The sequence below is a fragment of the Camelimonas sp. FR25 genome, from assembly GCF_059740505.1.
Genome location: NZ_JCAWFG010000079.1, coordinates 1 through 15,692, shown reverse-complemented (window position 1 = coordinate 15,692; position 15,692 = coordinate 1). Strand labels below are relative to the sequence as shown.

Genomic DNA, 15,692 nt, shown 5'->3' with positions numbered 1-15,692 from the left:
TCCGATGCTCCCAAGGGCTTCGAAGTTCTGCCAAGGGGTTGGGTCGTCGAAAGAACCTTCGCATGGCTCAACCGAAACCGCCGGCTCGCCAAAGACGAGCAAACCATCGCATCAGCGACAGCATGGCTGTTTATCGCCTCGATCCAGCACTTCACAAGACGCATCGCAAGGTCATGAAACCGCACAGGATAATTTTGAATCAGACTCCCAGGGATGATAAAAGAGTGCGACACAAACGGAGGCGACCGTCCCTATCTTCGACAAAAATGATTTAGCAGGGGTACCGAGCCGGCGGCTCAACTGGGCCCACAAGGCGTTTGAGGCGGCGCTCGACCACGCGGTCGGCGAGGGCGTGCGAGCAGATGGAGCCCTAGCTGCCGACCTCTGGTCCGCGCTCGCTGACACAGTCTGGTCAGCGCCTAGTGGCGAGACGATCACCTACTCCTACCGCGAGGCTGCGCGCGTGGTGGCGTGGGTCCGGGAGGATGGCGACGATATGGTGTGGTACTGCATCGCCGAGCCGGCCGTGATCGCCCCGTGGATCGCCACCGCCATGGCAAGCAGTGGGTGGATCCCGCGCCCTCGTCAATCACCCTAAAAACGAACAAAACGGATGGCAACCGCAGTGACTTACGGCAATCTGGAGACTGAACAATAGCAGCGCGGCATGAGCATCGCACTCCCCCCGATCGTCATGGCCGCCAGCGCCAACTGGACACCTCGAAAAACTTGGCTGTTTTGCGCTGATGACGCGAAACTGATGGGGTCAAGTTTTGGAGGCGTCGATGGCCAGTCAGCCTGGTTTCTTTGATCTTGCGGATCGCTATGCGGCGCTGAGCGCAGCAGGTGATCCCCTTGAGCGGCTGGCGGCAGTTGTCGACTTCGAGACGTTCCGGACGCCGCTGGTCGGGGCACTTCACCGCGCGACGCGGGGCAAGGGCGGGCGACCTCGTTCGATCGGTCATGATGTTCAAGATCCTTGTCCTGCAGGCGCTCTATTCGCTGTCAGACGAGGCCACGCAATTCCAGATCCGTGACCGCCTGTCCTTCCAGCGGTTTCTGGGGCTTGGCCTTGAAGGAACCGTGCCCGACGCCACAACCGTCTAGCTCTTCAGGGATCGCCTGGTGAAGGCGGGCGCCATCGACAGCCTGTTCACCCGCTTTGACGCCGCCCTGAGCGAGCGGGGTTATGTCGCCATGGGCGGGCAGATCATCGACGCCACGGTGGATCCGGCTCCGCGCCAGCGCAATAGCGATGGCGAGAAGAGGGATCTCCGAGAGGGACGTATCCCGGAGGACTGGAAGGACAACCCGGCGAAGCTGCGCCAGAAGGACCGGGATGCGCGCTGGAGCATCAAGTACAGCAAGGCGAAGGTGAAGGATGATGCCGACCCGGCGGCCTTCAGGCCGGTCGATCTTGCCGTCCCCATGTTCGGCTACAAGAACCACGTTGGCATCGACCGGGGGCATCGGTTCATCAGGACATGGGACGCCAGCGCGGCCAATGCCCATGACGGCGCGCGCCTGCCCGCCTTCGTCAGCAAGGCCAATACGGGTTCTGGCGTCTGGGCGGACACCGCCTACCGCTCGAAGAAGAACGAAGCGTTTCTGGCGGATGGCCTGTTCCGTAGCCAGACCACCGCAAGAAGCCGAAAGGCCGTGCAATGCCCGCGCATATTGCTCGGGCCAATGCGCGGCGCTCGGTGATACGTGCGCCGGTTGAACACGTCTTTGCGGCTCTCAAGCATCGTATGGGTCTGGTGATCCGGACTGTTGGCCTTGCGCGGGCGCGGCTGAAGATCGGCATGGCCAATCTGGCCTACAACTTCACCCGGCTGGCCTGGCTCGAGGGGAGAAGTGCGCCTGCATAAGCGCAACGGGCCACATCGGACAGCCAAGAGCCGACAATCAGGCCCAAATAGGCGACCAATCGGGACGGTCCAGACGCTTTCTGTGCCTTAGCAGCAGCGGAAATGTTCGTTATTCGAGGTGTCCATCTAGGATGCGGAATCATAACGTTTTTATCCAGATGGACACCTCGAAAAACCTGGCTGTTTTGCGCTGTTGCGGCGAAACTGATGCGGTCAGATTTCGGAGGCGTCGATGGCCAGTCAGCCCGGTTTCTTTGATCTTGCGGATCGCTATGCAGCGCTGAGCGCAGCAGGTGATCCCCTTGAGCGGCTGGTGTCAGTGGTGGATTTCGAGACGTTCCGGACGCCGCTGGTCGGGGCCCTGCACCGCGCGACGCGGGGCAAGGGCGGGCGACCGCCGTACGACCCGGTCATGATGTTCAAGATCCTTGTGCTGCAGGCTCTTTACTCGCTGTCGGACGAGGCCACGGGGTTCCAGATCCGCGACCGTCTGTCCTTCCAGCGTTTCCTGGGGCTTGGCCTTGAAGGAACCGTGCCCGATGCTAGGACCGTCTGGCTCTTCAGAGATCGCCTGGTGAAGGCGGATGCCATCGACAGCCTGTTCGCCCGCTTCGACGCCGCCCTGACCGAACGTGGCTTTATCGCTATGGGCTGGCGGATCATCGACGCCAGCGTCATCCCGGCTCCGCGCCAGCGCAATACCGATAGCGAGAAGAAAGACATCCGCGAAGGGCGGATTCCTGAGAGCCTGACCCGAAAAGAGTTGAGCGGTTTCAGCAGTTTGTGATTCCGTCAGGTTGAGAGACTTGATGGAGGCACAATGTCCTGGACCGAAACCGCCCGACGCGATTATGCCCGGCGAGGGCAACGCTATCCAAGCGATCTGACTGACAGGGAATGGGGGCTCATTTCGCCGTTTCTGCCCGAGGCCAACCCCACATTTAGCATTCCCGAACGGCGCAGCAAGCTGGATGAATTTGCTGAAATGCTCTCAGCCTGGCTGAAAGTCGAGGCCGGCCGTTCACGCAAGCAGAAGCGTACAGTCAAGCAGTTGCATGCTGACCTCGTAAGCGGAACCAGCCCCGCGGCCGCACGTTGACCAGGAAAGGTCGGGCACGTCGCGCACGTGCACGAGATGAAGCGGGTGGCGGCCAATGGATAGCAAAGACCGATTGATCCTGGCCTTGGCGGCGTTGGTGCGGGCGGAGCGCGAAACACGCGGCGCGTTGATTGCGGCGATCGAGGACGAAAGCATCTCGCGTGACACGCTGCTTGCGCTGCTGTCCGATCCCGTCCCTGTCATCACCCAGGACGACCTCAACTTCGCAGAGAAATTCGCAACGTCGCGACATTTGCCGCTGAAAAGGGACGTGTGATGGCGCCCAGGCCGTTCTGGAAGGGCTATCTGAAACTGTCGCTGGTCACGTGCCCCGTCACGATGACGCCAGCTCTGTCTGACCAGGACAAAGTTCGCTTTCACACACTCAACGAGCAGACCGGCAACCGTGTGGTCAGCCAATATGTCGATGCGGAAAGTGGCGAGGTGGTCGACGAGGATGACCAGGCGCGAGGCTATCCGCATGGTGATGACGCTTACGTCGTCCTGGAAGACGATGAACTAGACGCGGTCGCGCTAGAAAGCACCCGCACCATCGATATCGACATGTTCGTACCCGCGAAATCCATCGACTGGCTCTGGTACGACAGACCGCACTTTCTCACCCCGGCGGACAAGGTGGGCGAGGAGGCATATTCAGTCATCCGCGAAGCCATGGTTTCAACCCACACCGTTGGCGTGGCGCGGCTTGTGCTCTACCGGCGCGAGCGCGCGGTCATGCTGGCCCCCCGCGACAAAGGCATCATTCTCTGGACACTGCGCTTTGGGGACGAGGTGCGCGACAATCCAGCCGACAAGGACGCTCTGCGCGGCCAGAAACCGGATGCCAACCTCGTGCGGATGATCGGTCGGCTGATCGATCAACGCACCCTGGAATGGTCGCCGGACCTTGTTCAGGATCCGGTGCAGGACGGGCTCGTCGATATCATCGACGCCAAGAAGAAAAAACGTCGTCGGCCGGCGAAGCGGCCAGACAGCAATGACGAAGCCCCCACGTCAAATGTGGTCAATATCGTCGACGCCTTGCGCAAAAGCCTGGCGTCGGAGAATGCACGCAAGAAACGCTGAACAGGAACCGGCCAACGTCTCCCGATCCCGTATTTCCTCAAAACCCAACTACCTGCGCCGTGCTGGCTCGAGCGGAGCGGCGGCGTCGCGAAACCCCTCCCAGGGGTCGGTGGGAAGGGCGGCAAGGCGGGCGGGCATATTGGCGACCGTGAAATAGTCGGGGCCGATGTCAGTCGACAGCTCGGCCCAGCTCAGGGGCGTGGCGACCGCCGCTCCGGGGCGCGCCCGCGTCGCATAGGGGGCGATGGCCGTGGCGCCTCTCTGGTTGCGCAGATAGTCGATAAATATGCGGCCGCGCCGCCGCGATTTCGTGGCGGTGGCCACATAGCGCTTGGGACTGTCTGCCGCCATGGCCTGCGCCAATTCCTTGCAAAAGGTTTTGACCGTCGGCCAGTCCGCCCGTGGCTGCAGCGGCGCAACCACATGTAAGCCCTTGCCGCCAGATGTCTTGACGAATGCCGTCAGGCCCACCTCTTCCAGTCGGCGTTTTATCTCAATGGCCGCGTCAATCGTCATCCGCCACGCCACGCCGTCTCCAGGGTCGAGATCCATGACGATCTGATCAGGATGCTCCCAGTCCGCGAAGCTTGCGCCCCACGGATGGATTTCCAGCGCAGCTGCCTGAACCAGCCCCATCAGGCCTTGAAAGTCAGTGATGCCGATGAGGGCGTTGGCATCGGCATCCGCAGGGTCAGTAATTGACAGAATGTGCCGGCTCATGCCGCGCCAGGCGTGCTTCTGAAAGAACGTCTGACCATCGATGCCGTTTGGGCATCGCAGAAGCGCAAGCGGGCGTCCGACAACATGAGGCTCCATATAGCGCCAGACGCTGCTGTAATAGTCGGCCAGCCCTTCCTTGGTTACCCCAGCGTCAGGCCAATACACCCGGTCAGGGTGTGTCATCCTGACCGAAGCCGATGCAGGCGACGGCGGCGGCGACGGCGCCGCGAGGGCTTCGCGCACGATCTCTGAAGCTGGTTTGTCCTCGCGCAGGCCGCGAAACGACGCATGTCTGAGGTGACCATCGCCAGTCCACCCCCTGAACGCCACCTCGGCGACCAGCTTTGGCTGGACATAGCGCAACTGACGCGCCTGGGCGGCGTCGAGCCTGTTGGCGAAGGGACTGGCCTCGCGTTCAAGCGCATGAAGCCTTTGGAACAGATCTGCCGCGACGGCATTGCTGAAGCCAGTGCCAACGCGCCCGACATGGCGTAGCGATTTGCCCTCGTAGACCCCAAGTGCGAGGGAGCCAATGGCCCCGCGCGACACACTTGAGGGTGTATAGCCACCGATCACAAACTCTTGCCGCGACGTGCATTTGGACTTAATCCAGCTTTTGCTGCGTCCGGAGCGATATGGCGCATCGCGCACCTTGGAAATAACGCCCTCCAGGCTGAGGCGACAGGCATGACGGAGCACCATGTCGCCCTCCTCATCGAAGTGGGCGCTAAAGCGGACAAGCCCTCCTGAGCCCGTCGTCAGACCTTCGAGAAGCGCCTTGCGCTCGGTCAGCGGGGCGCTGCGCAAGTCGACGCCGTCCAGGTGCATCAGGTCAAAGACATAGAATGCAAAGCGGTCGACGCGGCCTGCGGCGAGATCCTCCTGCAATGCGGAGAAATCACTGCCGCCCTGCGCCGTCTCGCTGACGAGTTCGCCATCGATCACTGCGGTGTCGACGGGCAACTGCCTGAGCGACTCAATGAGCGCATCTCCAAACCGTTCCGACCAGTCGTGGCCGCTGCGCGTCAAGAGTTTCACCTGGCCTTGCGCCACATGCGCCTGCAGGCGGTAGCCATCAAACTTGATCTCGTGTAGCCAGCGTCGGCCCTGGGGGGCTGTGTCCGCCAGGCTGGCCAACATCGGCTCGATGAATGCTGGCATTGCAGCAGCCTTCGCCCCTTTACCGGCACGCGCCGTGCTCGCCGCCCGACCGGCGTCAGGCGCGGCGACGTCTGGCTTTACGCCCGCGGGCGACTTCCGGGCGCGGAGCGCAACCGGGTCGGCCCTGACGATTGCATCACGGTCGCCGCGCTTTGCCGCTGGCGCGCGACCTGCGGCAATTTCCGCCATCGACCGGCCTGAAGCGACCGAACTGGGGGCCTCTTCCAGAATATCGGGATCATCCGAGGTGCGGGCATAGGCGTCATCGCCCTTGATCAGCAGCCAGTTCTCGCGTTTTTCGCCCGGTTTGCCGCGCATCCGGGCCAGATGCCATCGACCATGCAGTTTTTCGCCATCGAGGGCGAACGTTAGCTTGCCCTTTTTATATCCCTTGTGCGGGTCGCCCTCTGGAGACCACGTGCCGCGGTCCCACACCATAACCGGCCCGCCGCCATATTCGCCCTTGGGGATCACCCCTTCGAACCCACCGTAATCCAGCGGATGGTCTTCAACATGCACCGCAAGGCGCTTTTCTCCAGGGACCAGGCTGGGACCACGCGTGACAGCCCAACTCTTGAGCACACCGTCGAGCTCCAGACGAAAGTCATAATGCAGCCGACGGGCGTCGTGTTTCTGGATGACGAAGCTCAACGCCGGTTGCGATTTGCCGTTGGCGGGCCGCTTCTTTTTGCGGGCAGCGCCGTCGGGCTCAGGCGTTGCGGAGAAATTGCGTTTCTTGCGATAGGTCTCAAGCGACACGGCTAGCCTGCCTTCCGCTGGCGCGAGGCTTTACCAGCCGTGGCGGAGCCAGAGCCTGTGCGACCAGACGAAGTCTTGGCGCCCTTCGCCCGCGACTTGCCTGACGATTTGGATGGCGCCTTGCTGGCCTTCGTCCTGCCCCTGGCGGACGCGCCATCCGCCAGCCCGGCGCTCTGCTTCAGGGCGGCGAGCAGGTCCACGACCTTGTCGGACTTCGGCGCCGGACGCGGCTTGAATGTCTTGCCGGCGATCTTCGCCTCAACCAGCGCCGCAAGCGCCTGTTCATAGCGATCATCGAACGCCGCTGGATCGAACGTCCCCATCTTGGTCTTGATGATGTGTTCCGCAAGGTCCCGCATCTCGTCAGTGACTTTGCGTTCGGTGATGCCGTCAAAGGCCTCGTGCGCCGATCGCACTTCGTAATCGTAGTTCAGCGTGGTGGCGATAAGACCGTTGTCATGAGCGCGGATCAGCACCGTGCGCAGACGCCGGAACAGCACCGCGTGGGCGAGCGCTGCGGCCTTGCGTCCGGTGAGGCCATCACGAACAAGCACAAAGGCGTCCGCGCCTGACGGATCAGCTGGCGCCAGAAAATATGGCCTGTCGAAATAGAGCTCGTCCACTGCAGCGCGGGGAATAAAGGCGTGGACCACCAAGGTCTTGTCGCTCTCGGGGATGGCGGCGGCAATTTCTTCTGGCTGCAGGATGATGTGTTCGTCCTTGCTAACCTCGTACCCCTTCACCTGATCCTCGCGCGCAACAACGTCGCCGGTCTCGCTATCGACAAACTGCCTGCGCACGCGGTGGCCCGTGCTGCGGTTGATGGTGTGAAATGAAATGCGATCCGTGGTCGACGCCGCGGTGTAAAGCGCAACGGCGCACGTGAGCTCGTTGATGCGCAACTGGCCCTTCCAGTTGGCCCGCGCTGTCGCCGCTCCGGACTTTTTCCGCTGCTGCGCCATTGGGTTTGCTCCAGGGCCCCGGCGCCCGCGTGTCAGGCGTCGGGGCGCCGCCGGACAGGCGGCTTCCCAGAGTCAACCGCCGCCTGTCGCCCAGGTTCCACAGCGTCAGGCGCGAGACGCCAGTGTTCCCCACTTCTGGAACAGCCATCGCCGCCATGTGTTGGGTACCGCTGACGCCAGAAAGGAGAACCATATGTTCTATACCGATGGGAAACTGCAGTATCCGGTCCGCGTTGAGCGGCCAGATCCGGTATTCGCGCGCGCGCTACAGCAGGCTATTGGCGGCGTTGAGGGTGAAATACGCGTCGCCATGCAATATTTTTTTCAGGCCTGCGGCACCCGCGGCAATCCCAAGTTTCGCGACCTGTTGATGAACACAGCCGCCGAAGAGCTGGGCCATATTGAAATGCTGGCCACAGCTGTCGCCCTCAATCTGGAAGGCGCGCCGCTGTCCCTGCAGGAAGAGGCGGCGAAAGACCCGGTGGGCGGCGCGGTCCTCGGGGGACTGAATCTGAAGAATCTGCTGTCTGCCGGGCTCTCGGCGATGCCTGTCGATTCAGACGGCGTCCCCTTTGACATGTCTCACATTTACGCCAGCGGCAATATCGCGGCTGACATGACGGCCAATGTCGCAGCGGAATCGACCGGCCGCGTGCTCGCTGTCCGCTTGTACAACATGACCAGCGATCCAGGCATGAAGGACATGCTGTCCTATCTGATCGCCCGTGACACCATGCACCAGAACCAGTGGTTGGCGGCGCTGGAAGAATTGGGCGGCGCCAAGGATGTGTTCCCAATCCCCAACAGCTTCCCACAGGAGCAGGAAAAAACAGACTTCAGCTACGCTTTCCTTGGTTTCCAGAAGGATGGCAGCGAGCCAGCGCAGGGTCGCTGGTCCAATGGCGAGTCCATTGACGGTAATGGCGCGTTCAGCACGCGCCATATGGAGCCGCTGGGGGCCAAGCCAAATCTGGGTCGCGCCAGAAAGGGCGCAGGCGCCCAGGCCGAACAGCTGTGACGAGCCGCCGGCCTCAGTGCCACCCTTGCAATCACAGGGCGATCGCCGTCGCCCTGTGACCCCTGCGCCGTTCGCGCAAGCCAACCGACGCGGATCAACATGCCTGGTTAGCCAAGGAGAACGCCATGCAACGACGACTGTTTCTGGGCGGCGCCCTTCTGTCAGCCACAGCAGCGGCGACCGGACACGGCGTCGCCGCCAACTCGGGCGTGAACCGGCCCCTGCACCTGACCTATCTCGCTAACCGCGACCATTTCCCTTTGACGCCGACGCCGGCCACCGCAGCGACGCTGCGGTTGGAGCGGCGACCTGAGCGACGGTTCGATCCGCAGACTGTCCTCGTTGCAAGCAACAGTGGGCCCCTGGGCTATCTGCCGCCGGCTGCAGGCAGCGTCATTGCGGCCCTGCTTGACGCCGGTCTCCGCCTGGATGCGCGGGTCGCTGGACATGGCCCGGACGGGCCCGTGATCCAGATCGATCTCGCAGATCCCGGCCGCTGGGCGGTGTGACTTTGCGCCCGCCGGGGCGACTGGCGTGATGCAGGCGCGCTCCACGCGCTGACCAATGCCAGACAGGAGACCTTTGCCATGGAAGCCAAGCGCTCGCTCTTGCGTGTCGCGCCGTCCGCCGCGTCAAAGTCGGCCCATCACGTGGTGGTTGTCGGCGCAGGATTTGCTGGTCTGAGCTGTGTTGACGCTCTGGCAGGAGCGCCGGTGCGGGTCACGCTCATCGACCAACGCAACCATCACACCTTCCAGCCGCTGCTCTATCAGGTGGCGACGGCATCTCTGCCGACCTCTGAAATAGGCTGGCCCGTGCGGTTTCTGATGCGTCGGCGGCCGGAGGTCGAGACGGTGCTTGCAACGGTCGTCGGCGTGGACCCAGTGGGGCGGCGCGTGCAATTGGCGGGCGGCGCCGCACTCAGCTGGGATACGCTCGTGCTGGCGACCGGCGCGCGCCATTCCTATTTTGGCCATGACGACTGGGAGCCATTCGCCCCCGGCCTCAAGACACTGGGAGATGCTGCGGAAATCCGTCGGCGCATCCTTATGGCTTTCGAGCAGGCGGAATGTGAGCGCGACCCGGCGCGCCGATCCGCATTACTGACATTTGTCGTGATCGGCGGGGGCGCGACGGGCGTCGAACTCGCTGGAGCCATCGCCGAACTGGCGCGCAGTGCGCTGCCGCGCGATTTCCGCCACATCGATACCCGCGCAGCGCGCGTGACGCTGGTCGAAGCCGGCCCCCGGCTGCTGCCTGCGTTTCCCGAGCGGCTGTCGGAATATACCCATGCAGCGCTTGAGCGCCTCGGCGTGACCATCGCACTGGGCGAGCCGGTGACACATTGTGACGCTAACGGTGTTCGTCTCGGCGACGTCCATATCGCAGCGCGCACGGTGATATGGGCCGCCGGCGTTCAGGCTTCCCCGGCAGCCGAATGGCTCAACGCGCCGGCGGACCGGGGCGGTCGTCTGCGCGTCACCCCGCAACTGACGGCGCCAGGACACGATGACATCTACGTCGTCGGCGATACTGCATTGGTGCTGAGCCCAGACGGTAAGCCCGCGCCAGGCGCCGCGCCGGCGGCAAAGCAGCAAGGCCGCCATGTTGCGCAGTGCATTCGCGCACACGTCAGCGGTGAGAGGCATCCGGGCGCCTACCGCTATCGCGAGGTCACCAGCCTCGCCACCATTGGCAAACGTGCGGCGGTCATATCCTGGGGCCGTCTGCGGCTGCGCGGCGCTCTGGCGTGGTGGATATGGGGCGTCGCCCATATTTACTTCCTGATCGGCTTGCGGAACCGGCTCAGCGTCGCGTTGTCCTGGGCGTGGATACACGCGCTGAACCAGCGCAGCTCCCGGCTGATCCTTCACCCGCGCCCCGGGCGTGCCGGCGAAGCCCTGCGGCGCGACATGGCTCCGCTGATCCGCCCTGCTCAAGTCAGTGGAGAAGGGCGATGAAGGCGCAGGCGACAATGCGCTGGACCATTGTGCTTGGCGTTGCGCTAGGAGGCTTCTTCGACGGCATATTGCTGCACCAGATTCTGCAATGGCATCATCTGTTCAGCGGCGTCAGCACACGCGGCGATCTGCGGGCGCAGATCCTGTGGGACGGCGTGTTTCATCTGCTGATGTATGTGCTGGCGGTCGTGGCGTTGTGGAGACTTTGGCTGCCGTTGCGTAATGGAAATCGATCAGATGGCGTGCGACGCCTTTCTACCGCGCAGACATTTGGCGCCACCCTCATTGGTTTCGGGCTGTGGCATGTGCTGGATGCGGTGCTGTCGCACTGGCTCCTTGGGATCCATCGGGTGCGCCAGGACAGCCCAAACCCGCTGCTGTGGGACCTGATCTGGCTGGCCGCATTCGGCGTCGCGCCAATACTGGCGGGTTATGTTCTGCTTCGACGCCGCCCGCCGCCCCGGATGGGCGGTGACCACCGCCGGAACGTCGCCGTCGCCAGCATCATCACGCTCTGCGCCGCCATCTGGTCGCTGCTTCCGCCGCAGGACGCCCGTTTCACCGTCATGGTGATGCGCCCCGGTCTGACTCCAGACGCCGCCTTGGCTAGCCTCGCCGCCACCGGTTCACGCCTCGTGTGGGCGGATCCGGCATTGAAGGTCCTGGTCATTGATACGCCGGCCGACTTTTCGCGAATGAGCCTCTACCGACACGGGGCGCTCATGGTCAGCGGCACTGTGAACGCCAGCGCTTGCCTTAACTGGAGCGGTGTATGACAGCAACGCGTGGGCGTCGTCACCTCGGGGTTAGGATCCGCTTTGAAGGCTTATATTGGGAACCCATAAAACTGTCTCAAATTGTTTTCGGATGCCGCCCTCCGTATGGGTTTTGCGGGGTGCATTGAGATGAAAGGTGCTGTCCGGCAAGGCGCAGTGCGTCGTAGCAATCGACATCGGCGCGTGGTTCCATGCGTCAGGGGGCGCAGTGATGGCTGCCGGCGTCGGGACTTGCCGTCAACCAGCCTGTGCAAGAGGTGAGGATGTGCGTCTTGGTGGGGGCGTCAGCGTCCAGCGCCATTTCCACAGCGCACAGCACCGCCTGCTCATCATGCTGCAAAACGGGGCCGGCACACTGTACCGGTTGCGCTCCAGGTGCTGCTGCAGATGTCTGAAGGCATCGGGCAATTCGGCGAATGGGGCTCCGTTGCGCAAGGCTCCGGGCTTGCGCTGGACAAATTCGGGGCCGAATAACTGCGCGTGCCCTTTACTGACCTTGGGGCTGTGAAGGCCCCCGACAGTATGAGCGACGATCAGGCGCTGTTTCTGTCCGACATTCTGCCCACCGGCTACATGGCTTCGGATTTCTGCCACATCCAGCGCGGCGAGACCATTGCAGTGTTCGGCTGCGGCCCTGTGGGCCAGATGGCGAGCCGCAGCGCCTTCCTGCTCGGCGCGGAATGCAAGACGAGGGCTGGCGAAACCCTATGGCGCGCACATAAAAAATGGCGTCCACCTGGAACGCCATTTTTGGAAGCAGGATTTTAACGCGCCTGCCACAGCTGCACACAACCGGACGCCGCCACATGCGCCGCGCATTGCGATCAGGCTGCGGACGATGCGGCTTTATTGATGCCGGCTTCGGCGATCTGGCTCAACAGTTCGTCGGTGTCCGCTTCCTCACGCAACGTTTCATCGAGCAACGCCCGCGCCCGGTCATTGCCAAGTTCCTGGGCCCAGCGCCGCAGCGTGCCATAGCGGGTGATCTCATAATGCTCCACGGCCTGGGCGGCGGAAATCAGGCCAGCGTCCAGCGCGCGTGAATTCTTGTATTCCTCCATGATTTCTTCCGCTTCATCGATGATACCGTCGATGGCCGGACAGGTTTTCCCCCTCGGGCTCTTGTCGATGGTCTCGAACACCTGCTGCAGGCGCTCAATCTGGTCCTGGGTCTGCTGTTTGTGGGTGTCAAAGGCCTTCTGCAATTGCGGCGAGGTCGCCGCACGCTTCATTCTGGGCAAGGCGCGTAGAATCTGGCGCTCGGCGTAATAGATATCGCGCAGGGTGTCATGAAACAGATCATCAAGCGTACGTTCTTTCATTGTTGTTCTCCCTGAATGACGAAACGTCCTTGCGGACGCATGGATGACAGTGAGGGCGCCGCGTTGCGGCATTGCCGGCCCTCCGGGCGGCGGCGGCGCCGATCGGCCATATCGGCAAGGCGACATGGGGAACGGATGGCGCTGGCGGCGCGTTGCTCCAACACCCCGTTCACCTCAGGAGACCAGGCGCCATGACGACGCAAAACCGGTCGCAAGATCCCAAAAATAATCCTGGCAAGCGCATCGACCCCGAACAGACCGATGAAGCTGGCGTCGCGCCGCCAAAGGGACGCCCGGATCAGCAGGAATTCACTGACAACACGCCACGGCGCAGGCCAGGGCAGCGCACGCCGCTGACACCCGACGAGCCGGAGAAGAAGGGTTAAGCAAGCGCCCGGCCCAACCGCGTCGGCCTCACAGGCAACCCGCATATGGCGGCTACTCCATCTGCGCCGATGGGGCGGCGACCGGCGTTGGCGCGGCGCAGGACGCGCCGCCGATCTGCGCCGCCATGCCGGCCTAGTGCTTTGCCTGCAACTCTGGCGTCTCGGCCCGCAGCAGGAACTGCTGTGTCACTTCAGGCGTAAACGCAGCCAGTCGTTCAGCCATGCGCTCCTCCTGGGCGAGGATGGTCTGGCACACCTTCGCCGTCTCGGCGTCACCCAGCAACTCGGCCGTGGCGACCAGCACCCGGTAGGCGATCACTTCCATATGTTCGAATGTGTAGCTCGCCATGTAGCCCTTGACGATCTCGTCACTGAGAAACATGCCGGACATGCCCTGCGCCGAGGCCATGAAGCGGCCCATTAAATCCTTAACCGTGGAGGTATCGCCGCCAAGCCTGACGATACAGGCCTCCAGCATCTCCGCCTGCTGACGGGTTTCCTCAAGGTGCTCCTCAAGCATGCGGCGCACCTCGGGATAGCTTTCAATGCGGCCAGCCAGCGCAGACAACATGGTCTCCGCCTGCTTTTCCATCGCGTGGGCGTCCTTTAGCCATGATAGCAGATTCTCAGCCGTGGTGGCCCCGGTAAAACTTGATGTGTGGTCGGGCCCATCAAAGGGCGCGCCGAATTCGTGCCCGGACTGGGGCGCGTCTTGCTTGAACTGATTGACCATAATCCTGTCCTTTTCGTGCATGGGCCTCCTGGGTCGCGACCGGGCGCGCTGGAGCGTCCCTCGCTCCGGCGCGCCCCGCCGCAAGTTGGGCTAGCCCGCCTCAGTCGTTCTGGGAGCCCTGGCCGCCCTGGCTGTTCTGCCCACCTTTTCGGCCAGCTTCAGCGGCCAGTTCATGATCTTGGTTAAAGCTGCGCTTCTCATCTGGCACGCTGGCGCCACCCTTGGCTGCGATCTGGCGCTGCCTGTCATCATCCATGCCGGCAAAGCCACGTTCAGTATTCTGGTTGCGATTTTGGTTCTGATTGTTCTGGTTAGCCAACATATCCTCCTATGATTGTCTGGTTGACGGGATAGCTGAAACACACCGGGTTGCGATGTGTTCCTGCACGTCTTGAATTCGTCTGAAATCGTGCGGTATGTCCGCCAGAGATACACACAGCGCAGCGCGCCGTGTCACAGACACCTTACGGCAGCTTCAAGTGGCCCACGGCAAGGTGGGCGTCGGAGGCAAGTCGCTTGGGGCGCCTGCATCGTCTGGCTCAGGCCGTGGCCTGCCTGTGCATGGTGCGCGCGCGCCGCATGAACAGACATGGCAGGGATCCGGCAGCGCATCCGTCTAGCGGGGCGAACTTGCCTTAAGCGCTCATATGGTTAAGTCGTCGCTCTTTCTGATCGTTCCGCAGCGTCAGGCAATTTTTGCGCCGGGCCGATGGCTGGACACGCAACGCATGACTGGACTGGCAACGGCCCACCCGCGCGTGCCCACGCCGCGCCCCACGCGGCCGATCACAGCCGGCAACCGTCGGAATCATTTCCTGACCTTGGTTATTTGTGACCGTCTTGAGGCCATAGCCATTGCGGCTGTTGCCCGCATCATCAGCTGCCAGATGATGATCCATTTCGGCATTCAGGCCGGTTCGGCCAGCGCCTTCTTCAGGTTATCCAGCAAACCTTCGAAGGCCGTTTTTGGGTCTGCGCGAACCAGCAACTAGTCAAGACGCGCGTCAGGATTCCGGGGTGCTTTGCGTCGTGCCATCGGGAGCCTCCATCAGGTCCAGTATGACCGCCCGCACACCAAATCCTGACAGTCCCGGAATCTGACGCGGCCATTGAGGAAGACCGGGCCGCTCATGGCCAGAAGCCCTTGCCGCCGGCGCAAGCGAACGACCTGTTGTAGAGCGTTTTGCGCGGGCCGTAGATCGAGGGAGCATCCACCCAGCGGCAACCCGATTTTAAGACATGCCCAATTCTGCTGATCAGGCGTCGGTCGTCCACCCGGGCCCCTGGAGCGGCGTGGATGTTCACCGGGGGGCCCGGCGCCCGCCGGTGGCGGCAGTAGGAGCCTGATCGAGGACGGGGCCCAGCTGCCATCCCACACACATAGGATGGCGCAATCAAGCGCGGTGAAGTGTGAACGGCTCCGCGAGGATGTGGCGCGAGCGGTGCAATTGGATCTCTCCGAGTTGTCGATCGTCATTCTATTGTCGAGATATTTATGTGGGATTAATCACCCCAATTTTCGTGCCTTGTTTGTCGAACTGCATTTGCAGCAGGTCAAGATTGGCGTCGTCGAAGTGTGAATCGGTAGATCCGCTTCTCTGCTTGAATCCTCGATGGAAGCGTAGACGTCAGAGGGTGCGCACCGATTATCAGTGCGTGAAACGTTGCGGCCGGAAGCGGCCGCTATTCGCATGGAGCTGGGCCGCTGGCCCAGCGATTTTCGGCCCCATGTTTTTCATCTCGTGAAGTGTGAAAAATGTTTCTGGAGTTGGAACTGCGCAGGCAGGCTCCATGTCAGAAACTCGTGGGTCGAAAAGTGTGAATAATTGTCTCTAGGC

The 15,692-nt window shown here is 62.5% G+C and carries 13 protein-coding genes and 8 pseudogenes; 13 read left to right on the top strand and 8 right to left on the bottom strand.

Annotation, left to right across the window (positions count from 1 at the left end; genetic code table 11):
- The 7 genes and pseudogenes from AC6A67_RS10615 to ku (AC6A67_RS10585) all read left to right on the top strand — a co-directional run.
- Positions 1-177, top strand: a pseudogene (locus AC6A67_RS10615) (IS5/IS1182 family transposase); the annotation flags it as partial.
- Between the two features lie 490 nt (positions 178-667).
- Positions 668-811 carry a hypothetical protein gene (locus tag AC6A67_RS10610; protein ID WP_498036529.1) on the top strand — a complete coding sequence of 48 codons (144 nt, stop codon included), beginning with the start codon at positions 668-670 and terminating at the stop codon, positions 809-811.
- Positions 786-1,871 (top strand): annotated as a pseudogene (locus AC6A67_RS10605) (IS5 family transposase). The gene AC6A67_RS10610 and the pseudogene AC6A67_RS10605 overlap by 26 nt, the downstream one beginning before the upstream one ends.
- Positions 1,872-2,103: 232 nt before the next feature.
- A pseudogene (locus tag AC6A67_RS10600) lies at positions 2,104-2,616 on the top strand (transposase); the annotation flags it as partial.
- A 75-nt stretch (positions 2,617-2,691) separates the two neighbouring features.
- Positions 2,692-2,796: pseudogene (locus tag AC6A67_RS10595) on the top strand (IS5/IS1182 family transposase); the annotation flags it as partial.
- Positions 2,797-3,025: 229 nt separating this feature from the next.
- Positions 3,026-3,247 carry a hypothetical protein gene (locus AC6A67_RS10590; RefSeq protein ID WP_498036528.1) on the top strand — a complete coding sequence of 74 codons (222 nt, stop codon included), beginning with the start codon at positions 3,026-3,028 and terminating at the stop codon, positions 3,245-3,247.
- A complete protein-coding gene (gene ku, locus AC6A67_RS10585) occupies positions 3,247-4,056 on the top strand; it encodes a non-homologous end joining protein Ku (RefSeq protein WP_498036527.1) in 810 nt (269 codons plus the stop codon). Before AC6A67_RS10590 ends, ku (AC6A67_RS10585) begins: the two co-directional genes overlap by 1 nt.
- Before the next feature lie 48 nt (positions 4,057-4,104).
- Here the strand turns inward: ku (AC6A67_RS10585) and ligD are convergent, their stop codons facing one another.
- Entirely contained in the window at positions 4,105-6,696 is a 2,592-nt protein-coding gene (gene ligD, locus AC6A67_RS10580; protein WP_498036526.1) for a DNA ligase D, read from the bottom strand.
- Between the two features lie 2 nt (positions 6,697-6,698).
- Positions 6,699-7,658: a non-homologous end joining protein Ku gene (gene ku / locus AC6A67_RS10575; RefSeq protein WP_498036525.1), complete on the bottom strand. Its 960-nt coding sequence runs from the start codon at positions 7,656-7,658 to the stop codon at positions 6,699-6,701.
- A 193-nt stretch (positions 7,659-7,851) separates the two neighbouring features.
- On the opposite strand from ku (AC6A67_RS10575), the gene AC6A67_RS10570 reads away from it, so the two are divergent.
- The 4 genes from AC6A67_RS10570 to AC6A67_RS10555 all read left to right on the top strand — a co-directional run bounded on the left by AC6A67_RS10570 (position 7,852) and on the right by AC6A67_RS10555 (position 11,413).
- Positions 7,852-8,676, top strand: a complete 825-nt coding sequence (locus tag AC6A67_RS10570; protein WP_498036524.1) for a manganese catalase family protein — start codon at positions 7,852-7,854, stop codon at positions 8,674-8,676.
- Positions 8,677-8,801: 125 nt separating this feature from the next.
- Positions 8,802-9,185, top strand: coding sequence for a hypothetical protein (locus AC6A67_RS10565; RefSeq protein ID WP_498036523.1), 384 nt, complete (start codon positions 8,802-8,804; stop codon positions 9,183-9,185).
- A 78-nt stretch (positions 9,186-9,263) separates the two neighbouring features.
- Positions 9,264-10,637: an NAD(P)/FAD-dependent oxidoreductase gene (locus tag AC6A67_RS10560; protein WP_498036522.1), complete on the top strand. Its 1,374-nt coding sequence runs from the start codon at positions 9,264-9,266 to the stop codon at positions 10,635-10,637.
- Entirely contained in the window at positions 10,634-11,413 is a 780-nt protein-coding gene (locus AC6A67_RS10555) for a DUF2243 domain-containing protein (RefSeq protein ID WP_498036521.1), read from the top strand. Before AC6A67_RS10560 ends, AC6A67_RS10555 begins: the two co-directional genes overlap by 4 nt.
- Before the next feature lie 76 nt (positions 11,414-11,489).
- Here the strand turns inward: AC6A67_RS10555 and AC6A67_RS10550 are convergent.
- A pseudogene (locus AC6A67_RS10550) lies at positions 11,490-11,869 on the bottom strand (IS21 family transposase); the annotation flags it as partial.
- An 18-nt stretch (positions 11,870-11,887) separates the two neighbouring features.
- Here AC6A67_RS10550 and AC6A67_RS10545 point away from each other — a divergent pair.
- Positions 11,888-12,094 (top strand): annotated as a pseudogene (locus AC6A67_RS10545) (glutathione-dependent formaldehyde dehydrogenase); the annotation flags it as partial.
- A 143-nt stretch (positions 12,095-12,237) separates the two neighbouring features.
- On the opposite strand, the gene AC6A67_RS10540 reads toward AC6A67_RS10545, so the two are convergent.
- Positions 12,238-12,735 (bottom strand): YciE/YciF ferroxidase family protein, encoded by a 498-nt coding sequence (locus AC6A67_RS10540; RefSeq protein WP_498036520.1) that lies wholly within the window; start codon positions 12,733-12,735, stop codon positions 12,238-12,240.
- 191 nt (positions 12,736-12,926) lie between these two features.
- Here AC6A67_RS10540 and AC6A67_RS10535 point away from each other — a divergent pair, with 191 nt between their 5' ends.
- Complete coding sequence (locus AC6A67_RS10535; protein WP_498036519.1) at positions 12,927-13,121, top strand: hypothetical protein; 195 nt, start codon at positions 12,927-12,929, stop codon at positions 13,119-13,121.
- Between the two features lie 133 nt (positions 13,122-13,254).
- On the opposite strand, the gene AC6A67_RS10530 is transcribed toward AC6A67_RS10535, so the two are convergent.
- The 4 genes and pseudogenes from AC6A67_RS10530 to AC6A67_RS10515 form a co-directional block, all read right to left on the bottom strand.
- Positions 13,255-13,854, bottom strand: a complete 600-nt coding sequence (locus AC6A67_RS10530; protein WP_498036518.1) for a ferritin-like domain-containing protein — start codon at positions 13,852-13,854, stop codon at positions 13,255-13,257.
- 100 nt (positions 13,855-13,954) lie between these two features.
- Positions 13,955-14,173, bottom strand: a complete 219-nt coding sequence (locus AC6A67_RS10525) for a KGG domain-containing protein (RefSeq protein ID WP_498036517.1) — start codon at positions 14,171-14,173, stop codon at positions 13,955-13,957.
- Positions 14,174-14,669: 496 nt separating this feature from the next.
- Positions 14,670-14,842, bottom strand: a pseudogene (locus tag AC6A67_RS10520) (IS256 family transposase); the annotation flags it as partial.
- Positions 14,843-14,988: 146 nt separating this feature from the next.
- Positions 14,989-15,225 (bottom strand): annotated as a pseudogene (locus AC6A67_RS10515) (hypothetical protein); the annotation flags it as partial.
- Positions 15,226-15,692 lie beyond the last annotated feature (467 nt).